The sequence below is a fragment of the Pseudoalteromonas sp. Ld19 genome (assembly GCF_045064135.1).
GTDB lineage: Bacteria > Pseudomonadota > Gammaproteobacteria > Enterobacterales > Alteromonadaceae > Pseudoalteromonas > Pseudoalteromonas aliena.
Window position 1 is genome coordinate 895204 of sequence record NZ_JBISHA010000021.1, and the last position, 19929, is coordinate 915132.

14 protein-coding genes and 1 pseudogene are annotated in these 19929 nt (G+C 39.0%); 3 read left to right on the forward strand and 12 right to left on the reverse strand.

The window, feature by feature from the left end:
• On the reverse strand, positions 1-2451 hold the full coding sequence (locus ACJJVZ_RS16145; protein WP_405601928.1) for a YdbH domain-containing protein: 2451 nt from the start codon (positions 2449-2451) through the stop codon (positions 1-3).
• 120 nt (positions 2452-2571) lie between these two features.
• A complete protein-coding gene (gene purL / locus ACJJVZ_RS16150) occupies positions 2572-6462 on the reverse strand; it encodes a phosphoribosylformylglycinamidine synthase (protein ID WP_405601930.1) in 3891 nt (1296 codons plus the stop codon).
• Between the two features lie 211 nt (positions 6463-6673).
• Between purL and mltF the strand changes: the two genes are divergently transcribed.
• Both mltF and ACJJVZ_RS16160 read left to right on the forward strand, forming a co-directional pair.
• A complete protein-coding gene (gene mltF / locus ACJJVZ_RS16155) occupies positions 6674-8170 on the forward strand; it encodes a membrane-bound lytic murein transglycosylase MltF (RefSeq protein ID WP_405601933.1) in 1497 nt (498 codons plus the stop codon).
• Positions 8171-8630: 460 nt separating this feature from the next.
• The gene (locus ACJJVZ_RS16160; protein ID WP_167368314.1) at positions 8631-8798 is read left to right on the forward strand and encodes a hypothetical protein; all 168 of its coding nucleotides are present in this window, start codon (positions 8631-8633) and stop codon (positions 8796-8798) included.
• Here ACJJVZ_RS16160 and tadA read toward each other — a convergent pair.
• Positions 8791-9300, reverse strand: a complete 510-nt coding sequence (gene tadA, locus ACJJVZ_RS16165; protein ID WP_077537071.1) for a tRNA adenosine(34) deaminase TadA — start codon at positions 9298-9300, stop codon at positions 8791-8793. The genes ACJJVZ_RS16160 and tadA overlap by 8 nt on opposite strands.
• 178 nt (positions 9301-9478) lie before the next feature.
• On the opposite strand from tadA, the gene ACJJVZ_RS16170 reads away from it, so the two are divergent.
• Positions 9479-10783: an inosine/guanosine kinase gene (locus ACJJVZ_RS16170; protein ID WP_405601936.1), complete on the forward strand. Its 1305-nt coding sequence runs from the start codon at positions 9479-9481 to the stop codon at positions 10781-10783.
• Positions 10784-10819: 36 nt separating this feature from the next.
• Here ACJJVZ_RS16170 and glsB read toward each other — a convergent pair whose 3' ends face one another.
• From glsB to ACJJVZ_RS16215, 9 genes and pseudogenes are all read right to left on the reverse strand, one after another.
• Entirely contained in the window at positions 10820-11743 is a 924-nt protein-coding gene (glsB, locus tag ACJJVZ_RS16175; RefSeq protein ID WP_405601938.1) for a glutaminase B, read from the reverse strand.
• Between the two features lie 163 nt (positions 11744-11906).
• On the reverse strand, positions 11907-12230 hold the full coding sequence (locus ACJJVZ_RS16180) for a transposase (RefSeq protein ID WP_405621686.1): 324 nt from the start codon (positions 12228-12230) through the stop codon (positions 11907-11909).
• A gap of 34 nt (positions 12231-12264) precedes the next feature.
• Positions 12265-12651: pseudogene (locus tag ACJJVZ_RS16185) on the reverse strand (GNAT family N-acetyltransferase); the annotation flags it as partial.
• A gap of 48 nt (positions 12652-12699) precedes the next feature.
• Positions 12700-13899: an alpha/beta hydrolase-fold protein gene (locus ACJJVZ_RS16190; protein WP_405599375.1), complete on the reverse strand. Its 1200-nt coding sequence runs from the start codon at positions 13897-13899 to the stop codon at positions 12700-12702.
• Positions 13900-14246: 347 nt separating this feature from the next.
• Complete coding sequence (locus tag ACJJVZ_RS16195) at positions 14247-15980, reverse strand: response regulator (RefSeq protein ID WP_405599374.1); 1734 nt, start codon at positions 15978-15980, stop codon at positions 14247-14249.
• 2 nt (positions 15981-15982) lie between these two features.
• Positions 15983-16522 carry a heme NO-binding domain-containing protein gene (locus ACJJVZ_RS16200; protein WP_405599372.1) on the reverse strand — a complete coding sequence of 180 codons (540 nt, stop codon included), beginning with the start codon at positions 16520-16522 and terminating at the stop codon, positions 15983-15985.
• A gap of 210 nt (positions 16523-16732) precedes the next feature.
• Positions 16733-17704: a sensor domain-containing diguanylate cyclase gene (locus ACJJVZ_RS16205; protein WP_273048009.1), complete on the reverse strand. Its 972-nt coding sequence runs from the start codon at positions 17702-17704 to the stop codon at positions 16733-16735.
• 58 nt (positions 17705-17762) lie between these two features.
• Positions 17763-19010 carry a DEAD/DEAH box helicase gene (locus tag ACJJVZ_RS16210; RefSeq protein WP_405599369.1) on the reverse strand — a complete coding sequence of 416 codons (1248 nt, stop codon included), beginning with the start codon at positions 19008-19010 and terminating at the stop codon, positions 17763-17765.
• Between the two features lie 122 nt (positions 19011-19132).
• Positions 19133-19834 (reverse strand): DUF3581 domain-containing protein, encoded by a 702-nt coding sequence (locus tag ACJJVZ_RS16215; RefSeq protein ID WP_182197588.1) that lies wholly within the window; start codon positions 19832-19834, stop codon positions 19133-19135.
• Positions 19835-19929 lie beyond the last annotated feature (95 nt).

Sequence of the window (19929 nt, forward strand, 5' to 3'; positions counted from 1 at the left end):
TTAGTTTCCTTTTTGTGAGTATTGTTGCTCAACTTTTTGTGTAATTTCGTCACTTAAACGCAGTGCGCGTAAAAGTGTAAACACGTTTTCTTCGTGGTTATAGTTAAAGTTAACTTGCTGCTGCTCTGCTTTATTATAGCCTTGTAAATTAACCCCTAGTTTTAACCAGCCATCGTTTTTTAGTTCAACACTACTATTTAGCTTTTGAATATCTAGATTTGCTAATAACCCTAACACAGGTTGCAACTCTTGCTGTTGCTGCATCACCGAATCAAACGCGGCATTATTGGTAATTTTTAAATTACCGGTGCCTTGGCTAAATAAGCTACCGTCAATTATTTCAATTTTTCCACTATCAAAATGGATAGGTAAAGACCCCGCCAAGCGCCCCGTTAATACAATGCCCGACTTATCGTCGAGTGTAACGAGTTTACTGGCATCAATGTTTTCAAACTTAACATTAGCAACTTGATTTGGCTTCCCTACTGTGTAGGTATCTAATGAAAACTCGCCACCAAACACACTTCCTTTTACATCATTTATAAGCGCGGTATTGCCACTCACTTGCCATAGCCCTTTAATCTTTTTAACTACGGCACCGGCTCTAAACTCATTTAAATTAAAGGTAGTTGGTTTTACATTAAGCTTGCCTGAATTATATTCCCCACTAAATACACTGTTTAAATCATTTGCAAGGTAGTCGTTATACAGTGCACTTGCGTGACTAACATCCATATTGAACGATGCATTTTGCAAGTTTACATCGCCACTAATATAACCATTAAATTCACCTTCAGTTAGCTGTGCAAGTGGCTCAAATTGATTAATAACAGTATTTAATGGCAGTACACTTTGCTCAGGAATAATCACTTCAAACGGATGAGCTTGCGACGATACATGATGATTTACCACTAACTCAACATCGTTTATAAATGCGTGATGCGTGGCTTTAAGTGCACGGCTTTGCAGCCCAGTAGACTCTACTTTTATATTATTAAGTTTTATGTCAGGGCTATTAACAGCTTTTATATTCGTTTTTGCTGTTAGATCAGCAAATAACTCACCTACTCCTAAATTAGCCTTTGCTGTTAATGTGTTACTTATATCTGTGACTTTAAATTCTTTATATTCTGCGCTTTTTAATTGCTGGGTTAACGCTACCTCTGCGTTTAACTGTTTATCCATTTTTGCTGTTAAATCACCTTGGTATTGCACTGCACTTATATCAAACGCATCTACACTATTAAGCGTTAATTTAGCATTTATAAACCCAATTGGTTTTGAGTCTATAAACCCACTTATATCAAAGTGACCATTGAGGCTAAGCCCATTCGCTGTTGCAGGAGCAAACTCAGGTAAACTTTCAAGCGCAATAGCGTAATCGCCTTTAATCGCAGTTTCAGCCAAACGAGCGTTAACATTAATGTTATTTATATCGGGTGTATTTATTTGAGCTGATAAATTTGTCTGTAAGTTTTCAAGTGGAGATTTAATATTAAGTGTTGTATCTGTTATTAAAATATCAAATTGCTTATCGCTTTCACTCATCAAATTAATTACAGGTACACTGAGCTCACTACCCTCTAAGCCAATTGATTTAGGAAAGTTAAGTTGCCAATTTAAAGGAACTTGTTTGCTAATAAAGCCTGCATATTCACTCGGTGGAATTAACTCAGTACAGCTTGGTGTTAAATTAATTTTGTTATTAAGCAAATCGGTATTAAACATTAACGCTTGGCTATTTAAATTAAAACGCGCCGCCAATTTACCAGTGGTTAATACGTTAACTTTGCACTGCTTATACGTGTGAGCAAACTGGGAGCTAATATCGCCATTTAACTCAAGCTCTATACCATCAAAGCTAAATGCTTGCTGAGTATTAAAGTTAAAATCTTCTATTAATGTATTTTTAGTGTTTATAACCTGCTTTAAAAGAGTGTCATTTACTGCAAACTGACCACTTACTTTATTAGCAGTCAAAATTGCGCTCGCGTTTATATCACCCGTGACATTAAATTTATTTAGCTCGGGTTCTAATATGCTTATTTTAAGTGGCTTATTGAATTCTTCGCTTTTTACTACAAGCTGTTTAATATTGATTAATGGGCGATTTAGGGGAAGTGCTAAATCGAGGTTTTTAGCAAGCTGATTGGCATTTTTACTTTTAGGGAGTGGATTAACTGTTAGCACTGCATTTTCAATATCTACACGCTTTGTATTTGCAGTAATACCAGTAAGTTGCAATTGTTGATTTTGATAATTTAAACACACTCTATCAGCATGAATATTTAAGCTAGACGTGATTGAAAAATCAAGGCAGTTTAATGTGACACCCACTTTTTTAAGTTCAGGCGCTATAACCCACTGTAATAATGGCAAGCGAAATACATAACCAAGCAGCAAGGTACTTAGCAACACAACGCCAACAATTAAACCAACTCGCTTAAACATACTATCCTTAAATGCTTTGTGCTTTTAGCTAAAACTATACTAATCAAAAAAGGCTGCACAGTGCAGCCTTTTTTATTTTACAGCTAGATTATGAATCTAACTTGTATAAAAGTAATTAAATTAACCTACATTTTTACGTGCATTACGGAACATACGCATCCACGGGCTATCCTCGCTCCACTCATCAGGATGCCAAGAGTTGGCAACGCTTCTGAATACACGTTCTGGATGCGGCATCATTACAGTGGCGCGGCCATCAGTTGACGTAATACCTGTAATACCTTCTGGGGAACCATTAGGATTCGCTGGGTACTGCGTTGTAGGGTTACCGTAGTTATCTACAAACTTAACCGCGACAGTGCCGCTATTAAGCGCCGCTTTAGTGGCTGCATCGTTTGCAAACTCAGCATGACCTTCACCATGAGAAACCGCTATAGGCATACGTGAACCTGCCATTCCGTTAAAGAACACAGACGGGTTCTCTTGTATTTCTACTAAACTAAAGCGAGCTTCAAAACGCTCTGATTTATTCGTTACAAAACGCGGCCAGTGCTCAGTGCCAGGGATCAACTCTTTCAACGTCGATAACATTTGGCAACCGTTACATACACCTAAGCTAAAGGTATCTTCACGATGGAAGAAGTTTTGGAACTGATCGCGTGCCATGTCGTTAAACAAAATAGACTTAGCCCAACCTTCACCAGCACCTAGTACGTCACCGTATGAGAAACCACCACATGCCACTAAACCTTTAAATTGCTCTAGTGTTAAACGACCTTCTAAAATGTCGCTCATGTGTACATCAACGGCTGCAAAGCCTGCACGGTTAAACGCTGCCGCCATTTCTAAATGAGAATTAACACCTTGCTCACGTAAAATAGCCATTTGCGGTTTAGCACCGGTTGCAATGTATGGCGCTGCTATGTCTTCGTTTAAATCAAAGTTTAGTTTTACATTTAAGCCTGGATCTTTTGCATCAAATTTGGCATCAAACTCTTGCTTAGCACACTCAGGGTTATCACGACGGGCTTGCATTTGATACGTTGTTTCAGCCCAAATAGTACGAAGCTCAGTACGCGTATGATTAAGTACCGTGTTTTCGCCACGGTTAAATATAATCGTATCATCACTATTAAGCGTACCAATGTTGTGACTAATGGCTGCTATACCATGTTGTTCAAACACCGCATTTACTGCATCTAAATCAGCATTTGCAACTTGAATTACTGCACCTAGCTCTTCGTTATAAAGCGCTTCAATGTCTGAACCTGTTAAAGCTGCTAAATCAATCGTTACACCGGTGTGACCCGTAAACGCCATTTCAGCAACCGTGGTAAATAAACCACCGTCTGAGCGGTCATGATAAGCAAGTAACTTACTATCAGCCACAAGCGCTTGCATTGCGTTATAAAAGCCCTTTAATAACTCTGGGTTATCAACATCAGGGGTTACATCACCTAATTGCTTATAAACCTGTGCAAGGCTTGATGCGCCCATGCGGTTTTTACCCGCACCTAAATCAACTAATATAAGCGATGTATCGCCTTTATTTGTACGTAGCTCTGGTGTTACTGTTTTACGTACGTCGTCAACACGACCAAACGCAGTTATAACCAGTGAAAGCGGTGATGTTACTGATTGCTCTTGTGAGTCACCTTCATCTTTCCATGTCGTTTTCATTGACATAGAATCTTTACCTACAGGAATTGTTAAACCAAGCGCAGGACAAAGCTCTTCGCCAACGGCTTTAACAGCTTCATATAAACCAGCATCTTCACCTGGGTGACCCGCTGCTGCCATCCAGTTTGCCGATAACTTAATGTTTTCAAGGCTACCAATGTTTGCACAGGCAATATTAGTTAACGACTCAGCTACAGCTAAACGAGCAGATGCACCGTAATTAAGTAATGCTGCAGGAGTACGTTCACCAAGTGACATAGCTTCACCGTGGTATGTATCGTACGTTGCTGCAGTGACGGCACAGTTAGCAACAGGTACTTGCCAAGGACCAACCATTTGATCGCGCGCTACTAAACCCGTAACTGAGCGATCGCCGATTGTTATTAGGAATGTTTTTTCTGCAATGGCTGGTAAACGCATTAAGCGCTGCGCTGCATCTGCTGCATTTATTAATGTAGTATCAAGCGCTTTACCAACAACTTGCTTTGACGTTACATCGCGGTGCATTTTAGGTGCTTTACCTAATAATACGTCCAGCGGTAAATCAACAGGGTTATTTTCAAAATGGCTGTCTGACACTGTTAAGTGAGGTTCAGCGGTTGCTTCACCTATAACAGCGTACTGGGCACGTTCACGCTTACAAATTGCTTCAAAGCGGTCAAAGTCTTCTACGCCAACAGCGAGTACATAACGCTCTTGTGATTCATTACACCAAATTTCGTGTGGTGCCATGCCTGGCTCATCGTTAGGAATGCTACGTAATTGGAACTTACCACCACGTCCGCCATCATTAACAAGCTCAGGAAACGCATTTGATAAACCGCCAGCACCTACATCGTGGATGAATGCAATTGGGTTTTCATCACCTAGCTGCCAGCATTTATCGATAACTTCTTGGCAACGACGTTCCATTTCTGGATTTTCGCGTTGTACTGAAGCAAAATCTAAATCTTCGTTCGATTGACCAGAAGCCATGCTTGATGCAGCACCACCACCTAAACCAATGTTCATTGCAGGCCCACCTAGCGCAATTAATTTAGCGCCAACAGGAATATCGCCTTTTTGAACATGATCAGAGCGAATATTACCTAAACCACCGGCAAGCATAATTGGTTTATGATAACCACGTACTTCTTCGCCATTATGGCTTGTTACTTTTTCTTCGTAAGTACGAAAGTAACCTAATAAGTTAGGACGACCAAACTCATTATTAAATGCAGCGCCACCTAGCGGACCTTCTGTCATTATATCAAGTGCGTTAACAATACGACCCGGCTTACCAAAATCGCTTTCCCATGGTTGCTCGTAACCTGGAATACGTAAGTTTGATACAGTAAAGCCAACTAAACCTGCTTTTGGCTTAGAGCCACGACCTGTTGCGCCTTCATCGCGAATCTCACCACCAGAGCCTGTAGCCGCACCAGAGAATGGCGCAATAGCGGTTGGGTGGTTATGAGTTTCAACCTTCATTAGTATTTCAATGTCTTCTTGATGATACGCATATTCACCTTGCGCATTGGGGAAGAAGCGACCCGCTTTTGAGCCTTTCATTACTGCCGCGTTATCTTTATACGCCGACAATACATTTTCAGGATTTAGCTCAAACGTATTTTTAATCATTTTAAACAGCGATTTTGGCTGCTCTTTTCCATCGATTGTCCAGTCAGCATTAAATATTTTATGACGACAATGCTCTGAGTTTGCTTGTGCAAACATAAATAATTCGATGTCGTTAGGGTTACGCCCTAACTTTATAAAGTTTTCTACCAAGTAGTCTATTTCGTCATCAGCAAGGGCAAAACCTTGCTCAACATTCGCTTTAGCTAACGCTTCGCGTCCACCACCTAGAATATCGACAGACGACATTTGGCGCGGTGCATCACTGCGAAATAACTGCGCTGCATTTTCAAACTCACTATGCGTGGCTTCAGTCATACGGTCGTGTAATAACGCCGTGACTTGTGCAAATTGCCCTGCGTTTAAATCGCCTTCTACATAATAAGCAATACCGCGTTCAACGCGATGAACTTGCTTTAAACCACAATTGTGGGCAATGTCAGTTGCTTTAGATGCCCAAGGTGAAATGGTACCAGGGCGAGGTGTAACGAGTACAAGTTTGCCTGCTGGGGTATGCTCAGCAATAGTTGGACCGTAAGTTAATAGCTTTTCAAGCTTGGTTTGCTCAGCAGCACTCAAAGGCGATGTTAAATCGGCAAAGTGAGTATACTCGGCATATACGTTAGTGACAGGAAGTTGCGATTGTTGGCAACGCGCTAAAATTTTATTAACTCTGAACTCTGAAAGTGCTGGTGCACCACGAAGGATCAACATAGATAATTTCATCCGGGGTTAGGGATTGAACGATATTTTAGGCACGCATTATAGTCCAATTAGCATTCAGATTTAACTCAAAATTACGCTTTTCATAAAATTAACTTTTTGGCTTTATTTATAGTCTATTTTAGTTAATAAAATAAAACGTAAAGTGACGCGATGGCTTAGTTTTGCTATAACGGTGGCTAGCGAGATTAAGGGGCACACAATGTTCAAAGAAAAACTAATAATAATCATTACTTTAGTTATGTTGTTATGTGCATGTGATATGCAAGAACAACCAACTCAACTCGCCCAAATAAAAGAGCAAAATAAAATTCGTGTAGGCACACTTGCCAGTGCTAGTAACTATTATCAAGCGGTACAAGGCGAGCAAGGTTTTGAATATGAATTATCACAAGCTTTTGCCGAATATTTAGGTGTAGAGCTTGAAATAGTACCATTTTTTAACTTATCTGATATGTTTGAACGCCTTGAAAACGGCGACTTAGATTTAATTGCCTCAGGACTTACCTATAATAAAGCTCGGGCAGAGCAATATCGCTATGGCCCAACTTATCGCACAATTAGCCAAAAGTTAGTTTATAAACAAGGGCGTGTTCGCCCACGTGACTTTGACGACCTAGATGGTAACTTTACCGTTATAGCTAAAAGTAGTCACTCGCTTACTCTACAAAAAATAAAGAAAAACAACCCCAAGCTAACTTGGACAGAAAGCGAAGAGTTTGACGAAGAAGAGCTTCTGCAAGCGGTTATTGATGGTGAGATAGATTACACACTTGCCGACACACATACGTTGTCATTATTTCGTCGTTATCACCCAAATTTAAGTATTGGTTTTTCAGTGAGTCATAACGACCCTATTGCATGGATACTTCAAAAAACAAAAGACGATTCATTATATGCTTTACTCGTACCTTTTTTTGGTGATATAAAACAAAGCAACCAACTTTACGTACTTGAAGAAAAGTACTTTGGTCACGTACGCCAATTTAATTATGTAAACACTCTCGCCTATATAGAAGCAATTAAAGAAACTTTACCCACCTATCAGCCATGGTTTGAACAATATGCTGGGAGTCTTGATTGGCGTTTATTAGCAGCACTTAGTTATCAAGAATCAATGTGGAATCCACGCGCTAAATCTCCTACTGGCGTGCGCGGTATAATGATGCTTACTCGCAGCACGGCAAAGCAGGTTGGTGTCACTAACAGATTAGAACCTGAACAAAATATTCGCGGTGGTGCAAAATATTTAACTAAGCTGATTAAACGCATTCCAGACAGAATCCCGCAACCGGATAGAACATGGCTTGCATTAGCAGCTTACAATGTAGGTTGGGGCCACGTTAACGATGCTCGCATAATTACCGAACAACAAGGTGCAAGCCCCGATAAATGGGCTGACGTTAAAAAACGCCTGCCATTTTTAATTAAAAAGCGCTATTACCGTAAAACCCGCTACGGTTATGCTCGTGGCGATGTCGCTGTTAAATACGTTGATAATATCCGTCGCTATTACGACGCACTTGTTTGGTTAGATGAAAATAATGCCATTACAGAAGAACGTGAGCCAGAACCAATCACAGAGCTGAGCACTGATACTGATACCAAGCCAAAGCTAAACGAAACAAGTGACGTAAAAAGTGACGTAAAAAGTGAGACAAGTGGAGCTCAAACAGAAAAAACAACAAGCTTTAATTGAGCCTGAACAGCCGAGTGAAAATAATAACCAAGATTAATCAGGCATCCGTTTTTTTGAGCATATTAATAAGTAGAATTTAAGTAAATTAAATATCTGTTTACTTGTCATCAAATGATCACTAATGTGTGTTTATCGTATATCATTATTTTATAAGATAGATACCAAAACCACCTCAAGATACGAGTTTCAGTTGGAATTAAAAGCAATTTAGACAAGGCATTGATTGTAAAGGATGGTCATTTTCCCTTGTTAAAATCAATAACGCCGTATAAATTGCTTTTAAACCAACCCTAAGGGCATTTCACAGGGGCTTACTCTCTTCGTTGTGACTTCTTAAAAGGGACTGCCATTATTGCAAAGTAACGCCTTGATATTAAGTCCCTGTGAAATGCTGAATTCTGCATCTTAAGGTGATTTGAGTATATATTGTGCCTTTCTCACTCTTGCATTAGGAGAACACATGCTAAAACGTAGACGCACACAAAAATTAAAACGTAATGTAATTTACTCTACCGCCACACGTCGTCGTGTTATGTTACGTAAACTTCATAAGAAAATAATCTGGCGCAGACGTATGTTTGCAGTGCAAGAAATGGCAGAGCTAGAAATTAAGACAGAGACTAATTAAAGTCAGCAGCATCACGAGCAGCTTTTTTAGCTGCTTTAATTTGTGCCCTTCTAGATTTAAAAAAATCCGAAATAGCATTCCCACACTGCTCACTTAAAACGCCACCACACACATCTACTTGATGATTCAATCTAGGCTCTTGCAGCAAATTCATTATAGAGCCTGCAGATCCTGTTTTTGCATCCGCAGCACCAAAAACTAAACGCTTTATTCGACTATGAACTAACAATCCCGCACACATGGAGCAAGGCTCTAGCGTCACGTACAACGTACAATCAATCAAGCGGTAATTATTTAATACTTTTCCAGCTTCACGTATTGCAATCATTTCGGCATGCGCTGAGGGATCGTTATCCGTTATTGAACGGTTATAGCCAGCTGAAACTAGTTGGTTATCTTTCACTACAATTGCACCTACTGGTATTTCATTAAGCTGTTCTGCTTGTTTAGCATACAAAAGTGCTTGTTCCATCCAATAAGAATCGTCAAATGGCTCGTTCATAATTTCTACTTAAATAACTTTTTATGCTGTAATTATACCTAGTTAGCGCTTAAAAGTGCGTTATTGATTAGTTTATTGCAAAAATAAAACAATATTTACCCGTTTGTAATGGCTCACTCGTGCTGATTTACGCTATAATCTCACGCTTTTTTTATTTAGCTCACAACACGGGTAGCAAATGAAATTTCCTGGACGCCGCAGGCATAAACATTATTTTCCAGTGGAAGCCAAAGATCCACTTACCAATCAACTTAACGCAACTGAGCGATTACAACGTAGTTATATTACGGGTATCGATCAAATCGTTGTTGATATAGAGGCTAAAGTTGATCAGGCTTTCCTTGACGAGTTTCAATTGCGCAGAGGTATGTCGCAAGTTATTGATAGCGATATAACAAACGCTTTATACGATCGTTTAAAATTAAACGACATGGTTGATTACGAGTTTGCAGGTGGCACTATTGGTAACACTATGCACAACTACTCTGTACTTGCAGATGATCGCTCAGTTCTGTTAGGCGTAATGAGCGAAAACATAAAAATAGGTAGCTACGCCTATCGTTTTTTATGTAACACCTCAAGCCGTGTAGATTTAGACTACCTTCAACCGGTTGACGGACCTATTGGCCGCTGCTTTACGTTAATTGATGAAACCGGTGAACGTACCTTCGCAATAAGTGCAGGTCTAATGAATCACTTACGTCCTGAGTCAATCGATAAAGAACTTATTGAAAACTCATCTGCGCTAGTGATCAGTGCTTACCTGATGCGTACTCAAGGCAGTGAAACAATGACTGAAGCCACTCTGCAAGCGGTTAAATACGCTAATGATGCAGGCGTGCCCGTTGTATTAACACTCGGTACCAAGTTCTTAATTGAACAAGACCCTGCTTGGTGGGCAAACTTTGTTGAACAGCATGTTGATATACTTGCTATGAACGAAGAAGAAGGCCTAGCAATTACAGGCTTTGAAGACCCTCTTTTAGCCGCTGACAAAGCACTTGATTGGGTAGACTTAGTTATTTGTACGGCAGGCGAAAAAGGCTTGTTTATGGCCGGCTACGTTGATGACAGTTTAAAACGTGAAACCGAATACCCGTTATTACCAGGTGCAATCCCTGACTTTAACCGTTACGAATTCTCACGAGCTATGCGTAAAGATGAATGCGCTGAACCAATCAGAGCATACAGCCATACAGCCCCCTTCATGGGTGGACCTGATTCAATCAAAAACACCAATGGTGCAGGCGATTGCGCTCTAGCTGCTGTATTGCATGATTTATCAGCGAATGTTTATCATAAACTTAACGTAGCAAACTCAGCTAAACATCAGCAACAAGCTATTACTTATTCATCACTATCGCAAATTAGTAAATATGCTAACCGAGCAAGCTATGAAGTATTAGTTCAGCATTCACCTCGTTTATCTCGCGGCTTACCTGAGCGTGAGGATTGTTTAGAGCAGGTTTATTGGGAACAGTAAATCACTGAGGGAGCAATTATTACTCCCTGATAGGATCTAAAAAATAGAAATATCAAGCTTTTTGGATAGCAGCTCAAGTGCTGCTATCCCTGCCACTGAATTACCAAATGAATTAAGCCCCGGAGAATAAACCGCCACAGTAAACTTATTTGGTAATACCGCTAAAATAGTCCCCGATACACCTGATTTACCAGGCATACCCACTCTGTAACCAAAATCACCTGCTGCATCGTATAAACCGCTGGTAAATAAAAGCGAGTTTAACTGCTTGTTTTGACGACTACTTAAAACACGATTACCCGATCTATTATCTACACCTTTATTAGCTAAAAAATTATAAGCTTTAGCTAGTTCAATACAATTGAGCTCAATAGAACAAAAATTAAAGTAAGACCATAAAACATCATCAACTTCATTTTCAAAGTTACCAAACGATTTCATTAAATGCGCCATAGCCGCATTACGATGCCTAAACTCATACTCTGAATTAGCTACTTTTTTATCGATCACAATACCTCGGTTATCTGCTAACAATCTAAACGTTTCAAGCATAGAGTGCATCGGGGCAGATAAACGACTATATAACGCGTCACACGTTACAATTGCGCCTGCATTAATGAAAGGGTTACGTGGTATCCCTTTTTCGAATTCAAGCTGTGTAAGCGAGTTAAATGCGGTGCCTGATGGTTCTTTTCCTACTCGGTGCCAAAGCTCATCACCATAGCGTTGCAGCGCCATAGTGAGAGTCATCACTTTAGAAACCGATTGAATAGTAAAACGTTGCGTGCAATCACCAGCACAAATAGTGTCACCTTCAGTAGTGTATATAGCAATTGAAAATTGCTTAGGGTCAACCTCCGCAAGAGCTGGTATATAATCAGCTACTTTACCTTGTGATAGTAAAGGTGCTACTTCTTGGGTTATTTCATTCAATACATCTTGATAATCAGCAGTAGGCAATCGGCACCTCAAAAAGTAGTAACATAAAACTAAATTTTAACACGCTAAGATTAACTACGGCTAACTTTGTTATAAAAGTTGAAAAAGATTAAATTAAAAAATCAATGTGAAGTTATGGCAGAGCTCATTATGAAGAAAAATTGGCTAATACCAATTCCATTTATTAGTTGGTCATATTAATCCATGATCTTGAACAGAGTGAAATGACTCTATTAATATCACTTCTAAAATTGTTCCAAGCGATTGAGCACTTTTCTTCAATATCTTCATAGTTTACGAAAGCACGGTTGGCAATTTCATTTTGTCTCATCCAAGACCATACTTGCTCAATTGGATTTAACTCTGGCGAATAAGGCGGAATATGAATAATACTAATATTGGGAAATTCTTTATCCAAGTACTCTTGATGCCAACTAGCACCATCCATTACCACTACAGCATGACTCGGGGTTCGGGCAACAATAATAAGCGACATAGAATAAGCCAGTTCAAGTAGTTAGCTTCGTTTATTTTAATAAGTACTAACTTGATCTGTTAGGTTTGAACAAAGCTAGTTTTTCGATGCCATGAGATGGAGTCCACCGTTTGAACTCCACAAAGCCATGCTTTTTGTACAACTTTATTGCAGGCTCGTTAGCTACAGCCGTTTCTACAATGGCTTTTGTATATTCGAATGAGCCAAGAACGTAACTAAGTAATTTGCTTGCAATGCCTTTCCTAAAATAACTTGGGTCAACAGTTAAACTGTCGATCTCTAAATACTTATCTTTTAAAGTAATCTCTATAACTGCGGCAATACATCCATTTTCAATAAAACCGTAAAATAGGGTTTTGGAACTTTCTATATCTTTGGCACTGCGCGATAGCGGTGGAAAATTAAGAGTACCAATAAGTTTAGCTTCAACTTTACTTCCGAGTTACACCAATTGGTAGATCAAGTTCGCTCGTTGTTAAACTTACATCAAATTTACATTCGACTTTTTCTCGGTCAATTGTTGACGTTCCTCATCACTTAAATCATCTCTGCGCAACAAAATGTTTAAATGTTTTAACGCTTCTTGTTTTTTACCAAGTTTTACAAAGGCGTCAACGATATGAAGCCTAGAGCTATATTCAGATGGCTCCTGACTGATGTTGTAGCTAAAATACTTAATTGCTTCAGCAGGATTTTCTAAGTAGGAGAGTTGTCCTATGCCTTCATCATACATTTGCCAGGATTTTGGTTCAATTTGATACCCATATAGGGTTGATAGCTTTTTGAAGTGCGCTAGGACACTTTCGTAGCCTTCAACTGATGTTTCATATGGAATAGACCACTGAGGGTACAAACCTCTGAGTGCCCCAATTGTCCCGTAAATCGGTGTATTCTGATGAGGCTCTTCTCGAAAGTATTCAAATTTGTAACGCAGGTTCGGTGTATTTAAATTCGCAAGTTCTCTCTCTATCTTTTGAATCCCTGAGAGCATCTGAACACCTTCTGGGGAATCTGATTCTGGGTTACCTTCATTCCCTATATTCATGTATAGAAAATTTTTGTGCATGGGATTCGTTTTTACGAACTTAATGAGATCGCTAACGGTTTTTCCGCTCTCCCAGAACACAGAGGGACTATTGGCAAAGTGCGCTTGGAACAAGTTTGGCCTTTTATGAAAACTATGTGACACAAGCAGCCCGCCGTATGAATGCCCAGAGAGTATTCTAAATTTTTCTGTCCGATAATGTTTCTCGATGTATGGGATAACGTCTTGTTCAATAAACGTTAAATACTTATCTGCCCCGCCGCTATGCTCTTCGTAATTTGGATCAGATGTTGGTGTAAAATCTCTGCCTCTGTTAGAAGTAGAGATCCCAACGATGATCATTTGAGGGGCGCTATTGTATCCATTCAGCGGGGCAAGAACGCCTGATACAAGAGGCAACCCTACAGGTGCATCTAAAGTGTAAAGAACAGGATAACGATAGTTTTGATTGAATTCACTTTCATACTTGAAAGGCAATTGAACATAGATATCAACGGTTTCATTTAACACAGAAGATGGAATTGGTATTTTTTGAAAAGGTAAATGCCGCTCAACAGCATTTTCTTTAAATGAATCCGCATACGCACTAAAGAAAGCCGTGACAATAAAAAAAATCGTGCAGAAATACTTGGTCATTCAATGTCCTTATTTAAATGCTTGTTTAGTAAAAGAAACTCAAGAATAAGGGATTGCTTAGATGGAGTCTAGTCACATGGAAACAATCAAGGTGTTGAAAAAAATAGCAGCTCCGAATTCTGACACGGACGCTTGTTGCGCTCTTGATACAAATTCCTAAATCATACGAACGAGTGCTTTAGCAGTGGTAGATACCTTCGAATAAGACAATTATTGATCTGTGTTTCGTTTATTTTTGTTTCGATCAGATTGCCCAAATAGGTATTACTTGCTAAGGTCACTACGGCAAAGTCGCTCGGTAATTAGACCGACAGAATCCCTTGGTAATCACACTACTACACAAAAGATTAAATACACACCCATTTTGCTATTACTTCAAACATACTTTCAACTTTAATAGGCTTTGAAATATAGCCATTCATACCGCAATCTTTCGCCTTTAGTAAATCGGTTTCTCTTGTATTAGCAGTCATTGCAATAATGGGTAAATTTTTAAACTTTGCTTGTTTTTTTATTTCTTTGGCTGCTGTGTAACCATCCATTCGGGGCATCTGGCAATCCATTAACACCCCATCATAGGTTTTATTTTTTAGCGCTTCTAATGCCTCAATACCATCATTGGCAACATCAACGATTAAGCCTTTTTTGCGAAGTATTTGTGTTGCTACTTGCTGATTGAGCGGATTGTCTTCAACCAATAAAATATGAATACCTTGAAGCTTTTGTAATGCATTTTGTGTATCTGAGCTCTCTTGTGATTCTGGTTTATTAAGTGTTTTTATATGCATAATTTGTAAAAGTACATTGTATAATGTGCTTTTAATAATTGGTTTAATAAGTACTTTATAAGTGTTATCAGCAAACCCTAGTAGGCTTTCGTTGAGTGCTTTATTTTCACAAGGTGCTACTACGATTAGCTTTTTCGCATTTAATTTGAGTTCATTACGAAGAGACTGCGCAGCCCCGTCATTATTTAAATTTAAAGTACGCCAATCTATAAAAATAAAATCGTAATCATGTAAGGCGCTTAACCGGTCTAGCACTTGGTTGATATTATTTGCAATATCAACCTTAACTTCAAATCCAATAAGCAGTGTTTGTAATGATGCTAACGTACTGTCTGAACTTTCGATAACAAGGGCCTGCTTAGCTCTAACATGTGATATTTCAAACTCACTTTTCTTAGTCGAATAGCTAAGTGGAATAGTAAAACTAAAACAACTTCCTTTATTCAGCTTACTGTTTACTAAAACATTTCCCTGCATTAGTTCTACCAATGTTTTACTTATTACCAAGCCAAGCCCAGTTCCACCAAACTTTCGTGTAGTAGACACGTCAGCCTGAGTAAAAGGTTTAAATAGTGAATCTACTTGTGCTTGGCTCATTCCAATGCCATTATCTAAAACAGAAAAAGTGACACTGCAAAAATTGTCTACCTTTTGCGCTAACTTTACAGCTAATACAACTTTACCGCGGGTTGAGAACTTCAGTGCATTATTAAGCAAATTTAACAGCACTTGATTAAGCCTTAATGCATCACCAATAAAAAAGTCAGGCAGTAAGGGGTCAATATCAAACAGCACTTCAATTTTTCTTTGTGATGCTAGCGTGCTAATAATATTGACAAGATTTTCTAGAAAGATATTAAAATTGAATTCTTTTTGTTCTAGCTCTATTTTACCCGCTTCGACCTTTGAAAAGTCTAAAATATCATTAATGATCCCTAATAAAGACTCTGCCGAATAGTGAATTTTTTCAACATAGTCGCGTTGCTTATCAGAAAGCCCGGTATCTAAAGCAAGATAAGCCATGCCAATTATTGCATTCATCGGGGTACGAATCTCATGACTCATATTTGCCAAAAAGTCTGATTTAGCATTATTTGCAGCTTCTGCATCTTGTTTCGCAAGTTTGAGGGCATGGGTTCTATTAGCAACCTCTTGCTCTAAGTTTTCAGCCGCTCCTTTGAGCACTTCATTGGCTTCGTAAAGTTGTAATGATTTGGCTTCTAATAGCTTTTCAGCTTCTTTTCGCGCAAGCCGCTCTCTCTCAAACCGTCTTTGTAAAAGTGCTACATCCATACTTAATCTACCAACGTTAAATTAAAAGTAGCTACTTGATGATTTTCACTGATATCACTGTTTACGTGTATATTTTCACCAAAATAATTAGCAGCCCCTTCAATTAACCCCTCAGCTAAAAGCGCAAATGGATTACTTGAGTGATAAAACATTTGCATTTTAGTACTGCTCAAACGCTTAGTTTGAAAGCTTGGTAAATCGGCATCACGATATAACTTTTTAACCTCAACATGCACATGCCTGTCGATGGTATCTAAAAAATCAAATGTTGTAGTTAGGTCTTGAAAAAACTGCGGGTAGTAAATTAAAAAATGGCTTAAAAGGTATTTTCCATATTCTTTAAGCAGTACGCCAACTGGCAGGTTAACGCATTCACTAAGTGATGTGATTAGCTTTATAAGCTCTTGTTTATCGTAATTACCAACACTCGTATAAGCACCTTTAGAGTCGAGATCATTTTGCTCTATTATTTGGTCGGCCACTTCTACAGAAAAGTGACTTTCAACCATTTCTAGAAATTCAGTGAAAATAATACCTTTCATCAAACTACCTTTTTATTAGCGATGAATTAAGTATAGTTTTAAACTGTAAAAGTTCACGTTTATAAGTCCTCCGGCTAAGGCGTATTAGTCGAGGGGCGAGCTAGGCAAGCTAAAGAGTTAGGTAACTACTTATGCCATATACTTACATTTACTCAATCAACAAAGAGTCTCTTTTAATAAAAAATACACTCCAACTGCCTTCGTTTTTCATCACTTATCTCGTTTTTTGCTAAGTTTATTTTTATACATTGCTTGATCAGCACTATTAAGTAAGGTTTCAAACGATTGTTTTTTGGATTCGGTAAAACTATAACCAATGCTTAGCGATAAATCACAAATGTCGCTTTTAACCAAGGCTTTTGAATATTCAGTCGAAATTTTATTAGTAATACCGTTGAGTTTATTTTTATCATTTACTTGCATTACAGCAACAAATTCATCGCCACCTAAACGACCAACTATATCGGCATCTCGTAAATGTGCCTTTAATGTAACTGCTAATATAATTAAAGCTTTGTCGCCCACTTCATGTCCGCATGTGTCGTTTAATTTTTTAAAGTCGTTTACATCAATAAATAAGCAACACACATCAAAGCCTAAACGAAATGCTAAATTAAGTTTTTGCTGAGCTAGCAAAATCAGGGCCCGGCGATTATAAATATTAGTCAGTGCATCCAGCATGGCTACTTCGCGCATTTGCTCAAAGCTATTTATAAGTGCTAAATCGTCTTCAATTAAGTCACGTAGCTGCTCTATCAGTTCAAAATATTCATCGGTATAGCTTGTTTTTTTAGTATCTTTTAAACACAAGGTGCCAAATATTTGGCCTTGTGGCCAATGAATAGGTAAACCTAAGTAGGATTCAACACCGTCTTCAACTACTTCTGGTAGGGTGTTCCACGCTTCGCTCTTACTTGCAGCATTGACGTAAACAATATTATTACTTTGGACTACGTATTTACAAAAAAGAGGGGTATGAGGAGAGAGTATAGGGTTTGTCTCAAAATGAGAGCCGCCTTCATTACTTTTTATTACAACACGATAGCCTTTACTTGTAGCCTGAACTATATAACCAGACGGGGCTGAAAAAAGCCCCGTGATAAGGTCGATTATTTTTTGCCATTTGTGTAATGATATTTTGCCATCAACACCTGAAAATGCCCATTGATCAGTTTCAAACATTACGTTACCTCGGCTATGTATTAGCTCCAGTATAGGCAAAAAAATAGAGCAAAAGCTATTACTTACGGCGTCTACTTGGCTCTCTTTTACCTGTAATGCGTTTTTTATCACGATCTTTTCGCGACTTATTAGTATTTTTACGATTATCTTTTGGCTTTTTATTTGGATCAGGCTCGTAGCCTTCTAACCACTGTGGAGTTAAACGCGTATCTAATAGCACTTCAATTTCTTCTAGCAACCATTGCTCATCAAGACTTACTAGTGACATAGCAAGGCCTTGTTCGCCCGCTCGACCGGTACGGCCAATACGATGCACATAGTCTTCTGCTATGTATGGCAGCTCAAAGTTAATGACGTATCTAAGTGTAGAAATATCTAAACCACGTGCAGCTACATCAGTAGCAACAAGTACACGAGTAACGCCTTCTTTAAAGTTTTGTAGTGCGCGGTCGCGTGCGCCTTGCGATTTATCACCATGTATTGATTCGGTTTTTAAACCGTCTTTACACATTTCTTTAGCGAGTTGGTCGGCCATTTGTTTTGTGCGAGTAAAAATAAGTACTTGGCGCCAGTTTTTCATGCCAATCATGTGCGATACAAGTTCACGCTTACGATCTTCATCTACAGCGTAAATAACTTGCTCTACCTCAACCGCTGCTGAGTTGCGCTTATCAACTTCAATTAGCTCTGGGTTTTTAAGTAGTTTTTTACTGAGTTCAAATACGCTGTCATCAAACGTAGCTGAAAAGAGTAAAGTTTGGCGATCACCTGGAATATGACGCAATATACGTCTAATTTCATCAATAAAGCCCATATCAAGCATACGGTCTGCTTCATCAAATACGAGCGAATCTACACTTGAAAGTACAACGCTGCCTTTAACTATATGATCGAGCAGACGCCCTGGTGTGGCCACGATAACTTGTGCTGTTTTAAGCGCTTTTATTTGTGGGCCAATACTTACGCCACCATACGCCAAAGCACCATTGATATTAGTGCCTTGTGCGTATTTTTCAAAGCTGGCAAATACTTGCTGAGCAAGCTCTCGCGTTGGCGTTAAAATTACAACGCGGGCAAATCCTGACTCATCTTTTTTGGGGGTATTTAAAAGCTTATGTAGCAAGGGTAAAACAAACGCGGCGGTTTTACCCGTACCTGTTTGCGCGCTGCCCATTACATCACTTCCCGCTAAAATAGGCGGAATAGTTTTAATCTGAATTGCGGTAGGTTGAGTGTAATTATTTTGCTCAATCGCTGTTAATAATAACGGGTCGAGATTAAGTGATGAGAACGTAGTGGCAGACATAGGCTTAGCTTTAAAATAACAAAGAGCGCTATTGTACGCATATTAACGCACTGCGTAAATTAACCAATAAAAAAGGCGTTAAATACAGCTGTATTTAACGCCTACTATAATTTGCTTTAATTTTAAGCTGGTTTTAGCGTTGTTTTTCGCTCGTTGTAAAACGCTATTAAATTGTCAACCGTTGCTTGGCAGTATTCGCGTATACCCGAAACCACCATATGCTTTTCACCACACCCTACTTTAACGCCGTTTTCTAACAGATTAAAACGTAGTGTAATTTTCCCGCGCTTACCGGCGTACTCAAAACTAGGCTCTGCAAACTCAAGTACTGGCGCTGTAATATCAAGATTATCAAGGTTAATAAGCATCGATTCGTAAATGATCATCGGACGTGCAGGGTTAATCATTACCTCTTGCTTGCCCATTAACGGAATAATCACATGCGGAAAGGTAGTACCCGAAAACTCTACATAATTTTTTATTAGGCTATTAGTCAATGTTGGGCATTGGCTGGTTTTACCTTTGCGCTTTACCTTTAAAATAACTTTTTCGCCATTGGTTACATCAAACTCATCTGCTCCCTCAGGAAAATGTAGCTTGGTGTTTTCATCAACCATACCGGCAAAGGTAAATTCCATTTGTTCACTAATACCATAGCGATCTAGTACCAATGAAAAAAGTAAGTCTCCTGGCGCGCAAAACTTTTTGGCATCTTTGTCATGAAGTGGATTAAAATCATCAGCTACGCATTTAGCGAATCGACAACCTTGCTCACGAGAAATAGAAACGTAATCAGCGTGCTGCTGAAAAAAAGGACTTAACATAGTGTGTTCACTGCTTAAACTGCTTATAACCTGCCTATACTACCAGAAAAAAAATACAGAGAGGTCGAATCTGTTCAATTATACCAATCTGCTTA